Source organism: Stenotrophomonas sp. Ps181 (genome assembly GCF_025697425.1).
Taxonomy (GTDB): Bacteria; Pseudomonadota; Gammaproteobacteria; order Xanthomonadales; family Xanthomonadaceae; genus Stenotrophomonas; species Stenotrophomonas sepilia.
Genome location: NZ_JAHWBI010000005.1, coordinates 153,938 through 169,313 on the forward strand (window position 1 = coordinate 153,938; position 15,376 = coordinate 169,313).

Below are 15,376 nucleotides of genomic sequence, written 5' to 3' on the forward strand. Positions count from 1 at the left end.
GACACATTCAAACAACCGTTTCGCCCGTGGCCGCACGCGCGATTCCCAGGCACCGCCGGTGGCCCCGATGCCGGCCCTACCCACGAGTCATGCAATCGATGAGCGCTGAAGCCAACGCCCTGCCCCCGCGTGAAGTAATGGAATTCGACGTGGTGATCGTCGGTGCCGGCCCCGCCGGCCTGGCCACCGCGATCCGGCTGCGCCAGCGCGCGATCGAAGCCGGCCGCGAGCTGTCGGTATGCGTGCTGGAGAAGGGTTCCGAGCCGGGCGCGCACGTGCTGTCCGGCGCGGTGATGGATCCGCGCGCGCTGACCGAGCTGTTCCCGGACTGGGCCGAGCGCGGCGCACCGCTGAAGCAGAAGGTGACCCGCGACGAATTCCTGTTCCTCAGCGAGACCGGCGCGCGCAGCACCCCCAACGCGCTGCTGCCGGAGTGCTTCCACAACGAAGGCAACTACATCATCAGCCTGGGCGAAGTGACCCGCTGGCTGGCGCAGCAGGCCGAGGCGCTGGAGGTTGCGATCTTCCCGGGCTTCGCCGCTGCAGAAGTGCTGTACGGCGACAACGGCGAGGTGATCGGCGTGGCCACCGGCGACATGGGCATCGAGAAGGACGGCAGCATCGGTCCGGCCTTCGAGCGTGGGATGGCGCTGCACGCCAAGTACACGATCTTCGCCGAAGGTGCGCGCGGCCACCTCGGCCGCCAGCTGATCGCCCGCTACAAACTGGACGAAGGCAAGGACCCGCAGGCCTACGGCATCGGCATCAAGGAGCTGTGGCAGATCGACCCGGCCAGGCATGAGCCGGGCCTGGTGGTGCATGCGGCTGGCTGGCCGCTGGACAGCGACACCTACGGCGGCGCGTTCCTGTACCACGCCGACGGCGGCAAGGTCGCCATTGGTTACGTGGTCGGCCTGGACTACAAGAACCCGTGGCTGAGCCCGTTCGAGGAGTTCCAGCGTTTCAAGACCCATCCCTCCATCCGCAAGCACCTGGAGGGCGGCACCCGCATCGGTTACGGCGCCCGTGCGATCACCGCCGGCGGCCTGCTGTCGCTTCCGAAGACGGTGTTCCCCGGGGGCGCGCTGGTCGGCTGCGAGGCCGGCTACCTCAACGCCAGCCGCATCAAGGGCAGCCATGCCGCGATCAAGACCGGCATGCTGTGCGCCGACGCCGCGTTCGACGCGCTGGCCGCCGATCGCCAGCACGATGAACTGAGCGCCTACCCGAAGGCGTTCGAAGCCAGCTGGCTGTTCACCGAACTGCAGCAGGCCAAGAACTTCAAGCAGTGGTTCAAGAAGGGCCAGACCGTTGCCACGCTGATGACCGGCGTGGAGCAGTGGCTGCTGCCCAAGCTGGGCGTGCGCAACCCGCCGTGGACCCTGCACCGCACCCAGCCGGACCACGCCTGCCTGGAGCCGGCGTCGCAGCACACCCGCATCGCCTACCCCAAGCCCGATGGCGTGCTGACCTTCGATCGTCTCAGCTCGGTGTTCCTGAGCAGCACCAACCACGACGAGAACCAGCCCAGCCACCTGACGCTGAAGGATCCGAGCATTCCGGTGAAGGTGAATCTGGCCGAGTACGCCGGTCCCGAAGCCCGTTACTGCCCGGCCGGCGTGTACGAGTTCGTCGGCGACGCCGACAACGCGCGCCTGCAGATCAACGCGCAGAACTGCGTGCACTGCAAGACCTGCGACATCAAGGACCCGACCCAGAACATCGTCTGGGTGACCCCGCAGGGCGGCGGCGGCCCGAACTACTCGGGCATGTGATCGCCCCGGGCTGCGACCGCGTGTCGCAGCCCGGCCGCTCCACCGCACCGCTATCCTGCCCGCCCATGCGTGCCTCCTGCCTGCTCACCACCGTTGCCGTGGCCCTGCTCGCCACGGCCTGCCAGCGCCCGCCTGCGGCGCCGGCCACGCCCGAACAGGCCCGGCAGCAGGCCATGCAGCGCGCGTTCGAACTGTGCGCCGGCTGCCACACCGTGCAGCCCGGCGGCATCCACCGCTTCGGGCCGAACCTGCACGGCGTGATCGGCCGCCGCGCCGGCAGCCTGCCCGACTACGGCTATTCCGAGGGCATGCGCCGCGCCGACATCACCTGGACCGCGCAGACCCTGGATGCGTTCCTGCAGTCGCCCACCCACGTGGTGCCCGGCACACGCATGTACAACGCCTTTCCCAGCGCCGAACGCCGCGCGCTGGTGATCGCTTACCTGCAACAGCAGTCGGCTCAGTGAGCCAATCGCTGCAGCTGGTGCTGCAGCCGTGCCACGAACGCCGTTACAGCGGCGAACACCGGTGCCGGATCGGCCTCGGTCGCATCCTGCAGCCGCTCGACCAGCGCGTTGGCCTGCCCGGCCAGTGCGCTTGCCCCGATTGCCCCCAGACCACCCGCCTGGCGATGCAGGTGGAGCGCCGCAGTCTCGCGGTCACCGGCCCGCACGGCGCGCTGTACCGCCGCCAGATCACTTTCACTGGCCTGCAACAGGCTGTCGCGCAGCTGCTCGGCCACGGCGCGCGAGCCATAGCGCTGCTGCAGGGTGGCCAGATCAGGCAGTACTTCAGCGTCGTCGGCGACAGTCTCCTGCACTGGCGCATCGAACGACTGGCCCTGTGCCTGCGGCAGCCAGCGCAGCAGCGCGGTGCGCAGCGTGGCCAGCGACAGCGGCTTGGCCAGCACCTCGTCCATGCCGGCCTCGCGGCAGCGGCGCGCATCGTCGTCCAGCACGCTGGCGGTCAATGCCAGCACCGTCAGTCGCGGCTGCCCGGTACGACCCTCGCGTTCGCGCAGCAGGCGGGTGAATCCAAACCCGTCGAGTACCGGCATGCGGCAGTCGGCAATGACCAGGTCGAAGGACTCCGATGACAAGCGGTCCAGCGCCTGCTGGCCGTCGCCCAGCAGCACATGGGGCACGCCCAGTTGCTGCAGCCGCCACGCCATCATCGCCTGGTTGGTCGGGTGATCCTCGATCACCAGCACCCGCGCCTGGCGCAACGCGGCGGGCAGCAGCGCGGTCTGCTCCTGCTCGGCCAGCAGCGCCGCCGCGTCCTCGCTGCCGGCCTCGACCAGCGAGACCCGCACTTCGGCGCGCGTGCCTTCGCCCAGCGTGCTGTGCAGGGTCAGTTCGCCCTGCATCATCTGCACCAGGCGCTGGCAGATGCTCAGGCCCAGGCCGGTGCCGCCGTGGTCACGCTGGATGTAGGCGCCGGCCTGGGTGAATGGCGCGAACAGGTGCTGCAGTTGTTCCGGTGCGATGCCCACGCCGGTGTCGGTCACGCTCAGGCACAGCGGCTGCACACCGTCCTCGCTGGTCGGCCCCAGCACCTCCAGCTGCAGGCGCACCTCGCCCTGGCTGGTGAACTTGATGGCATTGCTGAGCAGGTTGAACACGATCTGGCGCAGCCGTACGCCGTCCACTTCGTGGGCCGGCGCCAGCTGGGGATCGATCTGCACGTGCAGCGCCAGGCCACGCGCGCTGGCCTGCGCGGACAGCAGGCGGCACACGCTTTCCAGCAGGGGCCGCAGCGGTTGCGGCACCGGCTCCAGGCGCAGTGCACCTGCTTCCAGCCGCGAGTAATCGAGGATGTCGTCGAGGATCTGCCGCAGCATCTGCGCCGAATCCTCGATCACGCCGAGGATGCGCTGCTGCTCGCTGTCCAGCGGTGAGTGCGCCAGCACCTCCAGCATGCCCAGCACGCCGCTCATCGGCGTACGGATCTCGTGGCTCATCGTGGCCAGGAAACGCGATTTGGCCTCAGCGGCCTGCTCGGCGTCCGCCTTCGCCGCCGCCAGTGCATCGGCCTGCATCCGGGCTTCGCTTACATCCACCCAGTACCCGCTCCAGATCACCGCGCCTTCTTCGGCGGCGTAGGGATGGGCCTGGCTGCGCACCCAGCGCACGCCTTCCCCGTCGCTGCGCAGGCGGAACTCCAGGATCAACGGCGCGAACTGGTGCGCGGCCTGCTCGATGGAATGCAGGATGCGCGCGCGGTCCTCCTGCTCGACGCGTTCCAGCAACACCCTCGCATCCTGTTCGGCCTGCTGCCGGGTGATGCCGAACAATGCAGGCAGGTCGCCGGCGATGAACGGGAAGCTCAGCGTGCCATCGGCATCGCGACGGGCCTGGTAGACCACCGCCGGCAGGTTGTCGGTCACCTCGGCCAGTCGCTGCTCCAGCTGGCGGCGTCCTGCCACCTCACGGCGCAGCCGCCAATGGCCCACGCCATGCACCAGCAGCGCGGTCAGCAGCACCATCAGCACCGGCACGCCCCACCGCAGCAGATTGCTCCAGTCCACCCCATTGCGGTACTCCACCGCCAGCCAGTCGCTGCGCAGCGCCTCGCGCTTGCGTGGGGTCATCTGCAGCAGCAGGCGATCGAAGGTCGTGGCCAGGGCCGCATGGCGGCGATCCACTGCCAGCGCCAGCTGGTCGTTGAAACCGGCCGGAGCCGCTACCTGCATCCGCCCCGGGAAACGGCTGCGCAGCAGGTGATCGACCACGGCAAGGTTGCCGACATAGGCATCGGCTTCACCCTCGAGCAGGCGCTGCAGCGCCTGCTCGGCACTCCGCGCAGCAATGATCCGGGCCTGCGGCGCCTGCTGCTGCACATAGCCACGCACGCGCTCCGGGTCGGACAGCAGCACGCGCTTGCCCTGCAGGTCGGCCAGGCCCAGCAGCGACTCACCATCGCTCCTGACCACAATCACGTTCGGCACGCTGATGAAGGGCTGGCTGAACACCCAGTCCGGGCCCAGGTAGCGCGAATCAACGGGTATGCCCATCACCGCCTGCAGTTCACCGCGGCGGGCCTTCTCACGCACCTCGTACCAGTCATGGCTGTTCTCGACCTTCAGGTTGGCGCCGGCCTGCATCAGGCGCTGCAGGTACTCGCTGGCCAGGCCACTGGGCCGGCCATCCTCGCCGGTGAACGACAGGGGCGCGGCATTCGGCGCGAAACCGATCATCAGCGGCTTCTCCAGCACACGCTTCTCGGCCTGGCTCAGCGCCAGCTGCGCCGATGCCGACCAGTGCGGCGGTGACAACCAGCGTTGTGCGAGGGCATCGCGCTGGGCCTGGCTGGTCGCGGCCAGCGCCAGGTCCAGGGCTTCGGCCAGCGGTTGCTTGCTGTTGGGAATGCCGAAGTGCAGCCGCTCAGGGGGCAGGTCGCTCGGCCGCAGCAGCGCCACGCCCTGCAGGCGCCGGCTGGCAATCAGCTCGGTGGCGACAAAGGCATTGCCGATGTAGACGTCGGCCTTGTCGTCTATGACCATCTGCAATGCGCTCAACGTGTCGTTTGCGACAAGCTGGCGGGCACGCGGGAATCGGGCGCGCACCTGCGGACCGGTCAGGAAATCCTGCTCGATCACGACCCTCAGGCCATCCAGGTCCGGCATGTCGGAGGCACGCAGGTCATCGGGCCGGCCCACCAGTGCGAGGGGCGCCTCACTGTAGGCCGCGGTATAGACCATGCAGCGGGTGCGGTCGGCACTGAGGCCAACATTCATCACCACGTCGATCTCGCCACGACATGCCGCATCCAGCACGGATGTCCAGTCCGGATAGCGGCGCGCCTCGACCTTCACATCGAGCTGGCGAGCAAGATGCGACAGGTAGTCCGGTCCCAGCCCGACCTGCTCGCCATCACGGAGGGACTCGAAGGGCGGCCAGCCACTGTCATACTGCCCGACAACGATGGTCGGATGCGCCACCAGGTATTCGCGCTGCAACGGGCTGAGCGGCAGCAGGCCAGGGGCCGGCTGTGCCTGGGCCACGGGCAGCGCCAGCACCGCCAGCAGCAGGAGCAGCCCGCGAACAGCCCACCTACGCATCTGCGTCGATCTCCTAGAATCCTGCCAGGGACCGCGATCGTCGCGGTCCGGCGTGCCCGATGGCCATACTAGAGCATGAGCTTGCGCATCATCATCGCAGACGATCACCCGGTGGTCCGCATCGGTACCCGCGCCGTCATCGAGTCCAGTGGCGTGGGCCGCGTGGTCGGCGAGGCCGACAGCGCGCAGGCACTGATGACCCTGCTCGCCAACCAGCCCTGTGACCTGCTGGTCACCGACTACTCCATGCCGGGCAGCCCGCAGGCCGATGGCTTCGCCATGATCGGCATGATCCGGCGCCGCCACCCGGACCTGCCGGTGCTGATGCTCAGCGTTTCCAGCAACCTGGCGATCCTGCGCATGGTGCTCGACAGTGGTGTGCTCGGCCTGGTCGACAAGAGTTCGTCGATGGACGAGCTGCCGCAGGCGATCCAGGCGGTCTACCGCGGCCAGCCCTACATCAGCCGCAGCCTGCGCGAGCGGGTCGAGGCAGCCGGCAGCTGGCGCATGCGCGAGGGTGACGGCAAGCCGCTGTCCCCGCGCGAGGTGGAGGTGCTGCGCCTGCTCGGCACCGGCATGACAGTGAAGGAGATCTCGCTGCTGCTGCACAAGAGCGTCAGCACCATCAGCCGGCAGAAGGGCGACGCGATGCTCAAGCTGGGGTTGAAGGGCGATGCCGAATTGTTCGACTACCTGCGTGACGGCAAAATCTGAGACGCGATTCACATAATCGCCCCGGCAACGGCGGCCGCCTTGCTGGTCTGCGGATCTGTACCAGGATGAACGGGCGTGGGTTCTCAATTCGAGGTCGAAGGAATCGACCCGGCTCATGTCCGGCCGCCAGCCGCGTCACCGTGGAGACGCGGGCCGCCAGCGAGCGACGGGCGTCTGACATGCCAACGCCTTGGCAGAGAAGGGAGGGCCCACGCCCGCGTGGCCTTTTCCCTTTCTGCCAGCTGAGCGGCCGAGGCCGCTTTCAGCCTTGCTTCATGCCACCTGCCGCTAGATGAATGCGCAAGCCGCTCGATACGCCAGGCAATGTTCCGGCAATGTTGGAACGCCAGCGTGGACATCACGGCAGCCGGGGCGCCCCGCGCCCTCCCTGCCCAGCGTGGCATGCACCTCACAGGAGAACGAATCATGCTCAGTACTTCCACACTCAGCTTCCGTGGTCTGGCGATGGCGCTGGCACTGGTGGCCGGTGTCGCCGTGGTCAGCGATGCCAGCGCGATGTCGAGGAAGGACAAGCGCACCCTGGTCGGCGCCGTGGTCGGTGGCGTGGCCGGCAACCTGCTCTCCAACGGTGATCCTGCCGCCACCGTCGGTGGTGCCGTGGCCGGCGGCGCGATCGGCAATCTGACCACCTCCGACCGCCGCGACCGTCGTTATTACGACAATCGTTACTATGACAACCGCTACGACCGCCGCTACGATCGTGGCTACTACCGCAGCGGTTACTACGACCGTGGCGACGACCGCCGCTGGCAGCGCGAGCGTTACTACGACAACCGCTACTACCACGACCGCGGTCGCCATCGCGGCTGGTAAACGGCACGGCGGCGGTACCCCTGCCGATGGCAGAGACGGGCGGGTCGATGACCCGCCCGTTTGCGTTGGCCGCGCGCATGGCGTTGAATGCGCAGCCTTGGATGTGACTTTCCCCTCTCGGGCCGCGGCATGACGTCTTCCTCCCACCGTGTGCAGGGCCTCAACAACGACGAGGTGGCTGCCGACTGGCCACCGATCAGCGCGGCGGACATCGCATGGCTGCGCCAGCGCTACTCGCAGCTGGACAGCGGCAGCCAGCCACGCTGGCACAGCCCGCGGCCACTGTCGGCTGCCGCCATCGTCGATGGCACGCGCGGCGCAGTGTTCATCAAGCGCCATCACCACAGCGTGCGCAACGCGGCCTGCCTGGAGGAAGAGCACCGCTTCATCGCCCATCTCGCCGCTGCCGGCGTGCCGGTGGTGCAGGTGCTGGCGGCAACCGATGGCCACACCGCGGTCGAACACGGCGAATGGACGTTTGAACTGCACGACGTCGGCGTAGGCGACGACCTGTACCGCGACGCGGTGTCGTGGTCGCTGCTGACCGATGTCGCGCAGGCCCGCGAAGCCGGACGCGCACTCGCACAGCTGCACCGCGCCGCCGCCAGCTACCACGCGCCCCAGCGCAGCACCCATCTGCTGGTGGCGCGCGACGACCTGATCCGCGCCGACGATCCGATTGCCGCAATCAAGGCAGGGCTGCACGAGCGCCCCGGCCTGGCCCGCTATCTCGCGCGCATTCCGTGGGAAACGCAGCTGCGGCGTGACGTGCTGCCGTGGCACACGGGACTGGCCGAGCGCCTGCACGACGAACCACGGCTGTGGGCGCACAACGACTGGCATGTCTCCAACCTGCTGTGGCGCGACGGGCAGGTCAGCACCGTGCTGGATTTCGGCCTGACCTCGCCCACCAGCGCACTGTTCGACCTCGCCACCGCAATCGAGCGCAACGCCGTGGCATGGCTGGAACTGGCGCGCGGCATGGAGGCAGTGCGCATCGATATCGCGCTGGCGCTGCTCGATGGCTACCGCCAGGTGCTGCCGCTGTCGGCGGCACGCGTGCACCTGCTGGCCGACCTGCTGCCGATGGTGCACTTCGACTTCGCACTGTCCGAAGTGGAGTATTTCGAGGGCGTCACCGGCTCGACCGCCAATGCCGATGTGGCGTGGCAACCCTTCATGCTGGGGCATCCGGCGTGGTTCCACAGCGCGCCAGGGCAGGCACTGCTCAACGCGCTGCACGCGGCAGCCTGAAGGGCACCGGCTCGCAAATCCGTACCATTTGTAGTGAAATGGTCACCTGAAGCGGGGGTGCCTGGATCTGCCAGGCTGAGAGAGTCCCTTGGAACCTGATCCGGTTTGCACCGGCGTAGGGAGCTTTGAGCCGCAGCCACATCCCCATCCTGGGCCGGTGCACCTGCGCGCCGTCGCTTCGTCTCCCTTGTTGGCCGAAGACGAACCGAATGAACCGCTGCCTGCGCCCCACCCTGCTCTCCCTCGCCCTCTGTGCCGCGCTGCCGCTACATGCCAGCGAGGCCGAGGCCACCACCGATGCGGCCGCCATCGGCGCCGAACGCTCGCCGACCGAACTGGCAGCGGTGCGCGTGCAGGCCGGCAAACCGAAGGCCGATACCTCGCGCGTGAACGCCTTCGGTGGCGGTTCGTGGAAGGACACGCCGGCTTCGGTGAACGTGCTCGAGCGCGACTATCTCGACCGCCGCCAGCCACGTTCGCTGTCCGAGCTGGCCAGCAATGATGCCTCGCTGGGTGATGCCTACGCGCCGGTGGGCTACTACCAGAACGTCGCCATCCGCGGCTTCGCCCTGGACGCCGCCACCGGCTACCGCTTCAATGGGCTGTCCATCGCCGGCGAGCAACGCCTGCCGCTGGAGAACGTGCAGTCGGTGGAGATCCTCAAGGGTGAAGCCGGCCTGGCGGCAGGCGTGATGGCGCCGGGCGGAATCATCAACTACATCGGCAAGCGCCCGGCCGAAGTGCGCACCGCCACGCTCGGCACCGATTCGGAAGGCTCGCGCTACGTCGCCGTCGATGTCGGCCACTGGATCACCCCGCGCTTCGGCCTGCGCCTGAATGCCGCATGGGATTCCAGCAATTCCTACGTCGAGCACGCCGATGGCCGCCGCAACTTCTACTCGCTGGCCGCCGACTGGCTGATCGGCGAGCGCGGCAAGCTGGAAGTGGATGCCAACTACCAGACCAGCTCGCAGCGCTCGGTGTCCGGCTACCAGCTGCTGGGCGCACGTGACCTGCCGCGCGGCGTCGACCGCGAGCACCTGCTCGGCTACCAGCCGTGGCAGCGGCCGGTGGATATCGCCAGCACCAACATCACCGCGCTGCATACCTACGACTTCAACGACGCTTGGCAATCACGTGTATCGGTGGGCCACAGCCGTTCGGTGATCGATGACAACGTCGCCTTCGCCTACGGCTGCTACTACGCCGCGCAATGTGCCGACGGCAGCGTGCCGGGCAACTACTTCGCGCCCAACGGCGACTATGACATCTACGACTACCGCAGTCCGGACGACACGCGCCGCAACCAGCAGGCTCGTGCCGAACTGCGTGGCCGCTTCGAGACCGGCAGCGTCGGCCACCAGCTGACCCTCGGGGCCGACTACTTCCGCCGCACCGTGGACAGGCGCCCGAGCGTCAACGAGTACGTTGGCACCAGCAACATCCACGACGCACCGGTGCCGGTGTTCGCGCCGTCGCCGAAGATGCCGGGCCCGTCCGCACGTCGCCTGGACAGCCGCCAGACCGCGTTCTTCGTGCTGGACCGGATCAGCTTCGGTGACGACTGGCAGTGGCTGGCCGGTGGCCGCTTCGTCCGCCTGGATGAGCGGGCCTACGACAAGCGCGGCACCCCGCAGCGGCACAGCCGCCTGTCGCGCTTCCTGCCACAGACCGCGGTGGTGTGGAAAGCCACCGACCAGCTCAACGCCTACGCCAGTTACGTGCGCGGCATTTCGCTGGGCCAGGAAGCGCCGTTCTGGACCAGCAACGCCGACACCTTCCTGCCGTCGGTGCAGTCGCGGCAGCTGGAAGTGGGCCTGAAGTACGTGCCGGTCGAAGCGCTGACCCTGGGCGCGGCGGTGTTCCGCATTTCGCAGCCGTACCAGTACGCCAAGCCGGACAACAGCGACGTGGGCTACACCTTCGTCGAGGAAGGCACCCAGACCCACACCGGCCTGGAGCTGACCGCCAACGGCCAGCTGACCGATGCGCTGCAGGTCGTGGCCAGCGCCAGCGTGCTGCAGGCGCGCGCGCGCGACACCGGCACGCCGGCCTATGAGGGTCATCAGCTGGTGAACGTGCCGAAGGTGCGTGCCAGCGTGCACGTGGCCTATGCGCTGCCGTTCGTGCAGGGCCTGGATGTCACTGGCGGGTGGCGCTATGCCGGTGCCAACGTGGCACGCGCCGACGGCGCCGTACGCGCGCCGGATTACTCGGTGTTCGATGCCGGCCTGCGTTTCCAGCACCGGCTGCACGAGCGCGCCGTGACCTGGAACCTGTCGGTGGACAACGTGTTCAACCGTTTCTACTGGCGCGATACCGGCAGCAGCGGCGGTGACTACTACCTGTTCCCCGGCGCACCGCGACAGGCGCGCCTGTCGGTGACGTTCGCGCTGTGAACGGCGTCGTGCTCGAGTGGACCGCCGCGCTGTGCAGCGTCCTCGGCGTCTGGCTGATGGCCCGGCGCCGGCTGTCTGCATGGCCGGTGGGCCTGCTGTCGGTCACGCTGTATGGCCTGGTGTTCGCCGAGGCCAAGCTGTATTCGGACACCCTGCTGCAGGTCGCCTTCGGCGGCTTCCTGGTCTATGGCTGGCTCAACTGGCGCCAGCACGCCGCCGATGAAGGCAGCATCCGCATCGTGCCGCTGGCGCGCGGCAAGCTGCTGCGCGACCTGGCCATCGGCCTGTGCGGTGGCGTGGCGCTGGGTGCGGCCATGCACAGCTTCACCGATGCCGCACTGCCGTGGCTGGACGCGATGCTGACCGCGCTGAGCCTGGTCGGCCAGTGGTGGCAGGCACGCCGCCACGTCGCCTGCTGGTGGGTATGGATCGCCGTGGACGTGGTCTACGTGGGCGCCTACCTGTTCAAGTCGCTGCACGTGACCGCCGCGCTGTACGTGTTCTTCCTCGGTCTGGCCGTGTTCGGCCTGCGCGCATGGAGCGCGGCCGCGCGCGAGCCGCAGGTGGCAACGCAGTAGAGCCACGCCATGCGTGGCTGTTGCGGGCAATCGGCGCGCCATCCACGCATGGCGTGGATCTACGGGGTCAGGGCCAAACCCAGCCGCAGCGGCTGGCGCATGTCCGCCGGCGGTCCCGCCTGCAGCGGGCCGGCCTGCAGCGTCGCGCGCAGGTCGGCGTCGACCTGGGCGTCACCCAGGCTGTCGAATTCCAGTTTCGAAATACGGCCATCCGCCGCGATCCACACGCTCACCGGCAGCGGCGTCGGCGTGTCCGAGTGGGCCTGCAGCCACTGCAGCACGCGCTGCGCCTGCGGGTCCTGTTCCTGCTGCAGGCGCTGCTGCAGCTGGCCACCCACGGCGGCGGCGTAGGCCATCCAGTGCGCAGGGGCTTCCTGCGCGGACGCCGCGGCACTCCCCAGTGCCAGTGCGCCGAACACCGCAGCCAGACGCCGCCACCAGCGGCGTAGGCCTGTCCTGTTCCCTGCCATGACAATCGCCTGCCTCCTGCGCGCCCATCCAGCGCGCCATGGTCGGCGTCATAGATGACAGGCAGATGGCGGTCGGCCCGGCGCGATCACTCGCCCAGGTCGGCCAGCACCTTGCGCGAGGGCGCGAAGAAGGTCACGCCGGTGGTGGCGGTGGAGAAATCGAGGATGCGGTCGTGCAGCGGCGCGGGATTGCCGATGAACATGCGCTCGAGCATCTTCTCGATCACCCACAGGCGGCGCGTGTAGCCGATGAAGTAGGTGCCGTACTCGCCACGGCCCGGGTTGGCGAACGGCATGTTGTCACGCAGGATCTCGTGCTCGCCGTCAGCGTCTTCGATGGTGCACAGCGTCTTGTGCGATTTCTGCGCATCGGCCGGCGCATCATCCAGCTCGATGTTGTCGTGCTTGGTGCGGCCGATGATCGCCTCCTGCGCCTCGGTCTTCTGCGCGCGCCAGGCATCGAGGTTGTGCAGGTACTTCTGCACCACCACGTAGCTGCCACCGGCATGCTCCGGGTCTTCATCGCCAACAATGGTGGCTTCCGGCAGCGACAGTCCTTCCGGGTTGGCGGTGCCATCGACGAAGTCGAGCAGGTCGCGGCCATCGAAGTAGCGGAAGCCGGCCACGTCATCGACCGCTTCGACCGCATCACCGAAGGCCATCAGCAGATTGCGCTCGAACGCCACGATCAGGTCCATGGTACGTGCGCGGATGTGGTACAGCAGGTCACCGGGCGTGGACACAGCGGTGTGGGTCGCGCCCTTGATCTCGCGGAACGGCTTCAGCTCGCGTGGCGGCGTGGACCCTACCAGCGGCTGCCACACGCGATGGCCGATGGCCACGTTGCAGGTGAAGGTGCGCTCGATCTCGCGGATGGCGGTGTTCTTGATCAGATCGTCGGTACTGGCCAGCACCTCGCGCGCCTTGGCGATCGACGCCTCGTCGTCCTTCACCTTCAGCACCAGGAACGCCGCCGAATGGGTGAGCGGCGCGGTGATCTGCTGCGGCTCGTTGTCGAGCGTGTGATTGAGAGCGGTGATCTGGGCGGGCTGGGTGTTCACGGTATTCCTGCGGGCTTGAGGCGGGCGCATCGCGCGTGGCGATGTGCGGGCGATCATAGCGGAACGGCCTCGCGGGCGACGGAGCGGTTCTCAGTTCGCGCGTCAGACCGCCTCCACTGGTTGCGCGCTGCGATGGATACCTTCAGGCTTGAATACCTTCAATGAATCGATGCACTGCCATGTCGTCACGCAAGTTCAGTATGGAGGGCGCGTTGCACCTGATATCAGGTGGGCCTGGCGTCCTGTCGCCGGCAGATCTTTTCCACACAATTGACGATGACAAGACCCGCGAAAGGTTTAAGGGCTGCAATATCTACATGGTGGCGATTCGTCGACGCATGCTGATTGATCCGGCATCGGTTGCCATCCAGCAGGGTGCTTTGATCGGCAACCTGATGGTGGCACGTGACCAATGGCGGCCGGTGCCGTTCCGTCTGGCATTGCACGACGTGCTGGATCACCATCCACCCGGCACCCTCCGCGCTTGGGCTGCGCCGACCGGAACGCACCTTGTACTCGACGTCGATGGCAATAGGCTGCAGATACGATCCCACGTCATCGTGGCCAAAGCAGAGTGCCAGCTTACACCTGAGGAACGGGATCTGAGTGTTCTCTATGTTGGTCAGGGTATCGGTCGCACCCGTTCCCGACTGGCGATCGACCGGCTTTACAACCACTCGACGCTGCAGCGAATCCTCGCGGACATGCATACCCACCAGCCCGAAGCGGAGGTACTGCTGCTGCTCTACAGATTCGGCGATTCCCGAGTGATGATCAGCTCGGCGGGCGATCTGAACCTTATACCCTCCTCTACTGTTGAGGAGGATCGATCACATCTGGATCGTCTGCTTACTGCGGAGGTGGGGCGGCACGCGCGCGTGTGCCTTGCAGAGGCTGCATTGATCAACCATTTCCAGCCCCCCTACAACACAACGTTCCGTGGCACCGACTTCACCAAGGCGCGCAAATTGAAGCTGTTGCGCGAGATCCTTAATCAGGATCTGACCGGCCTGATCGTTGAAATCGACTCTCACACGATACGCTCGCGGCTGCGCACCGAGCACTGCGCACCCAGGGAACCGGATCCCGCACTCCTGGAAGGTTACCGTCGAATAGCCAGTATTCCGGGCGAACTGCAGCGCCAAGCCCACGCCGAGCTGCAGCAGATCCTCCATACGCACATCGCCCATTTCCCACTGACCCAAGCCGAGGAACGCGACAGCTTCCTGCATGGCACCTGCTGGCATGGCGAATCAGAGCGCCAGCCACTGTTCTAGAAAGTACAGGAATTTCTTTCCCTCTGCTGATCCAGCACGCTAGAGCATTGCAGGAGATACCCTGAATGCTCCAGTGGCAAAGCAACCGGGCTCGACAGCAGCAGATATTGTTCTACACAAAAAAAGAAGCCCGGCACGAGGCCGGGCTTCGGTTGGCGTGTGGGAGAGAGAGAGAGAGTCACACGCCAGCACAACACGCTCTAACGACGGGCGTTTGTTACCAGGTGAAGCGCGGGCCCACGAACCACTCGCGGTCGCCGGCCTTGGCCAGCTTCACTTCGCCACTCAGGCCCCAGTTCTGGTTGAACTTGGCGGTGGCGCCGACGCGGCCGTAGAACTCGCCGTCCGGGTTGATGCCGTGCTTCTTGGCGTAGTCCTCGTAGCCGGCCATCACGTAGCCTTCCACGTACGGGTTGAACGCGGTGCGCACGCCGACCTCGGTCGAGTAGCCGTTGAAGTCCAGGCCGTGCTTCATGTCGAACTTCTGGTACGCGACGCGGGCCACCAGGTCGGTGTTCGGTGCGATACCGTAGTTGTAGCCGGCACCGATGCGCCACTGGTCGACGTCATTCTTGAACGTGTCGGTCTCCTGCGCGCTGTAGTCGCCGAAGATGTGGAAGTTCGGGTGCACCGCCACGGAACCCTTCACCTTCCAACCATCGGCGTCGCCGCCCTTGGCATCGGTGTTCACGTAGCCGCCTTCAACGTAGTTGTACGACAGGCCATCGGTTGCCGATGCAGCGAACGGCAGAGCAGCCAGAAGGCCCAGGGCGAGCAGCGAATTCTTGTTCATCGGGACACACCTTTAATTATTTTGGTTTCGTCGGCCGCCTCCCGGGAGGGGGAGAGAGAGGAGGCGGTCGACAGGTGTGAATTATCCGTTAGGGGGTCTAATCGGCCCTGAATATTGAACTGACTGGTGTATAAATAAGGCTGGCGTTCAGGGAACTCCTC

At 67.0% G+C, this 15,376-nt stretch carries 12 protein-coding genes and 1 riboswitch; of the genes, 8 read left to right on the top strand and 4 right to left on the bottom strand.

Features of this window, described 5'->3' with window-relative positions:
- Positions 1–98 precede the first annotated feature (98 nt).
- On the top strand, positions 99–1,775 hold the full coding sequence (locus tag KXV01_RS13385; RefSeq protein ID WP_069138112.1) for an electron transfer flavoprotein-ubiquinone oxidoreductase: 1,677 nt from the start codon (positions 99–101) through the stop codon (positions 1,773–1,775).
- Positions 1,776–1,840: 65 nt separating this feature from the next.
- The gene (locus tag KXV01_RS13390; protein ID WP_049416603.1) at positions 1,841–2,242 is read left to right on the top strand and encodes a c-type cytochrome; all 402 of its coding nucleotides are present in this window, start codon (positions 1,841–1,843) and stop codon (positions 2,240–2,242) included.
- Here KXV01_RS13390 and KXV01_RS13395 read toward each other — a convergent pair.
- Complete coding sequence (locus tag KXV01_RS13395) at positions 2,236–5,835, bottom strand: transporter substrate-binding domain-containing protein (RefSeq protein ID WP_164282717.1); 3,600 nt, start codon at positions 5,833–5,835, stop codon at positions 2,236–2,238. The two genes, KXV01_RS13390 and KXV01_RS13395, sit on opposite strands and share 7 nt — an antisense overlap.
- 75 nt (positions 5,836–5,910) lie before the next feature.
- On the opposite strand from KXV01_RS13395, the gene KXV01_RS13400 reads away from it, so the two are divergent.
- The 5 genes from KXV01_RS13400 to pnuC all read left to right on the top strand — a co-directional run bounded on the left by KXV01_RS13400 (position 5,911) and on the right by pnuC (position 11,614).
- Entirely contained in the window at positions 5,911–6,549 is a 639-nt protein-coding gene (locus tag KXV01_RS13400; protein ID WP_049439268.1) for a response regulator transcription factor, read from the top strand.
- Positions 6,550–6,975: 426 nt separating this feature from the next.
- Complete coding sequence (locus KXV01_RS13405) at positions 6,976–7,383, top strand: glycine zipper 2TM domain-containing protein (protein ID WP_049416597.1); 408 nt, start codon at positions 6,976–6,978, stop codon at positions 7,381–7,383.
- A gap of 129 nt (positions 7,384–7,512) precedes the next feature.
- Positions 7,513–8,637 (top strand): phosphotransferase, encoded by a 1,125-nt coding sequence (locus tag KXV01_RS13410; RefSeq protein ID WP_099496094.1) that lies wholly within the window; start codon positions 7,513–7,515, stop codon positions 8,635–8,637.
- Between the two features lie 43 nt (positions 8,638–8,680).
- Positions 8,681–8,776: riboswitch (TPP riboswitch) on the top strand.
- A gap of 70 nt (positions 8,777–8,846) precedes the next feature.
- Positions 8,847–11,036, top strand: coding sequence for a TonB-dependent siderophore receptor (locus tag KXV01_RS13415; protein ID WP_263467854.1), 2,190 nt, complete (start codon positions 8,847–8,849; stop codon positions 11,034–11,036).
- Positions 11,037–11,044: 8 nt separating this feature from the next.
- Entirely contained in the window at positions 11,045–11,614 is a 570-nt protein-coding gene (gene pnuC, locus KXV01_RS13420) for a nicotinamide riboside transporter PnuC (RefSeq protein WP_111096370.1), read from the top strand.
- Positions 11,615–11,673: 59 nt separating this feature from the next.
- Here the strand turns inward: pnuC and KXV01_RS13425 are convergent, their stop codons facing one another.
- Together KXV01_RS13425 and KXV01_RS13430 are read right to left on the bottom strand one after the other, a co-directional pair.
- Positions 11,674–12,090, bottom strand: a complete 417-nt coding sequence (locus tag KXV01_RS13425; protein ID WP_111096359.1) for a hypothetical protein — start codon at positions 12,088–12,090, stop codon at positions 11,674–11,676.
- A gap of 80 nt (positions 12,091–12,170) precedes the next feature.
- A complete protein-coding gene (locus KXV01_RS13430; protein ID WP_049416589.1) occupies positions 12,171–13,145 on the bottom strand; it encodes a Dyp-type peroxidase in 975 nt (324 codons plus the stop codon).
- Positions 13,146–13,324: 179 nt separating this feature from the next.
- On the opposite strand from KXV01_RS13430, the gene KXV01_RS13435 reads away from it, so the two are divergent.
- Positions 13,325–14,422, top strand: coding sequence for a hypothetical protein (locus tag KXV01_RS13435; protein WP_080353033.1), 1,098 nt, complete (start codon positions 13,325–13,327; stop codon positions 14,420–14,422).
- A 217-nt stretch (positions 14,423–14,639) separates the two neighbouring features.
- On the opposite strand, the gene KXV01_RS13440 is transcribed toward KXV01_RS13435, so the two are convergent.
- Positions 14,640–15,215 carry an Ax21 family protein gene (locus KXV01_RS13440; RefSeq protein WP_049416584.1) on the bottom strand — a complete coding sequence of 192 codons (576 nt, stop codon included), beginning with the start codon at positions 15,213–15,215 and terminating at the stop codon, positions 14,640–14,642.
- Positions 15,216–15,376 lie beyond the last annotated feature (161 nt).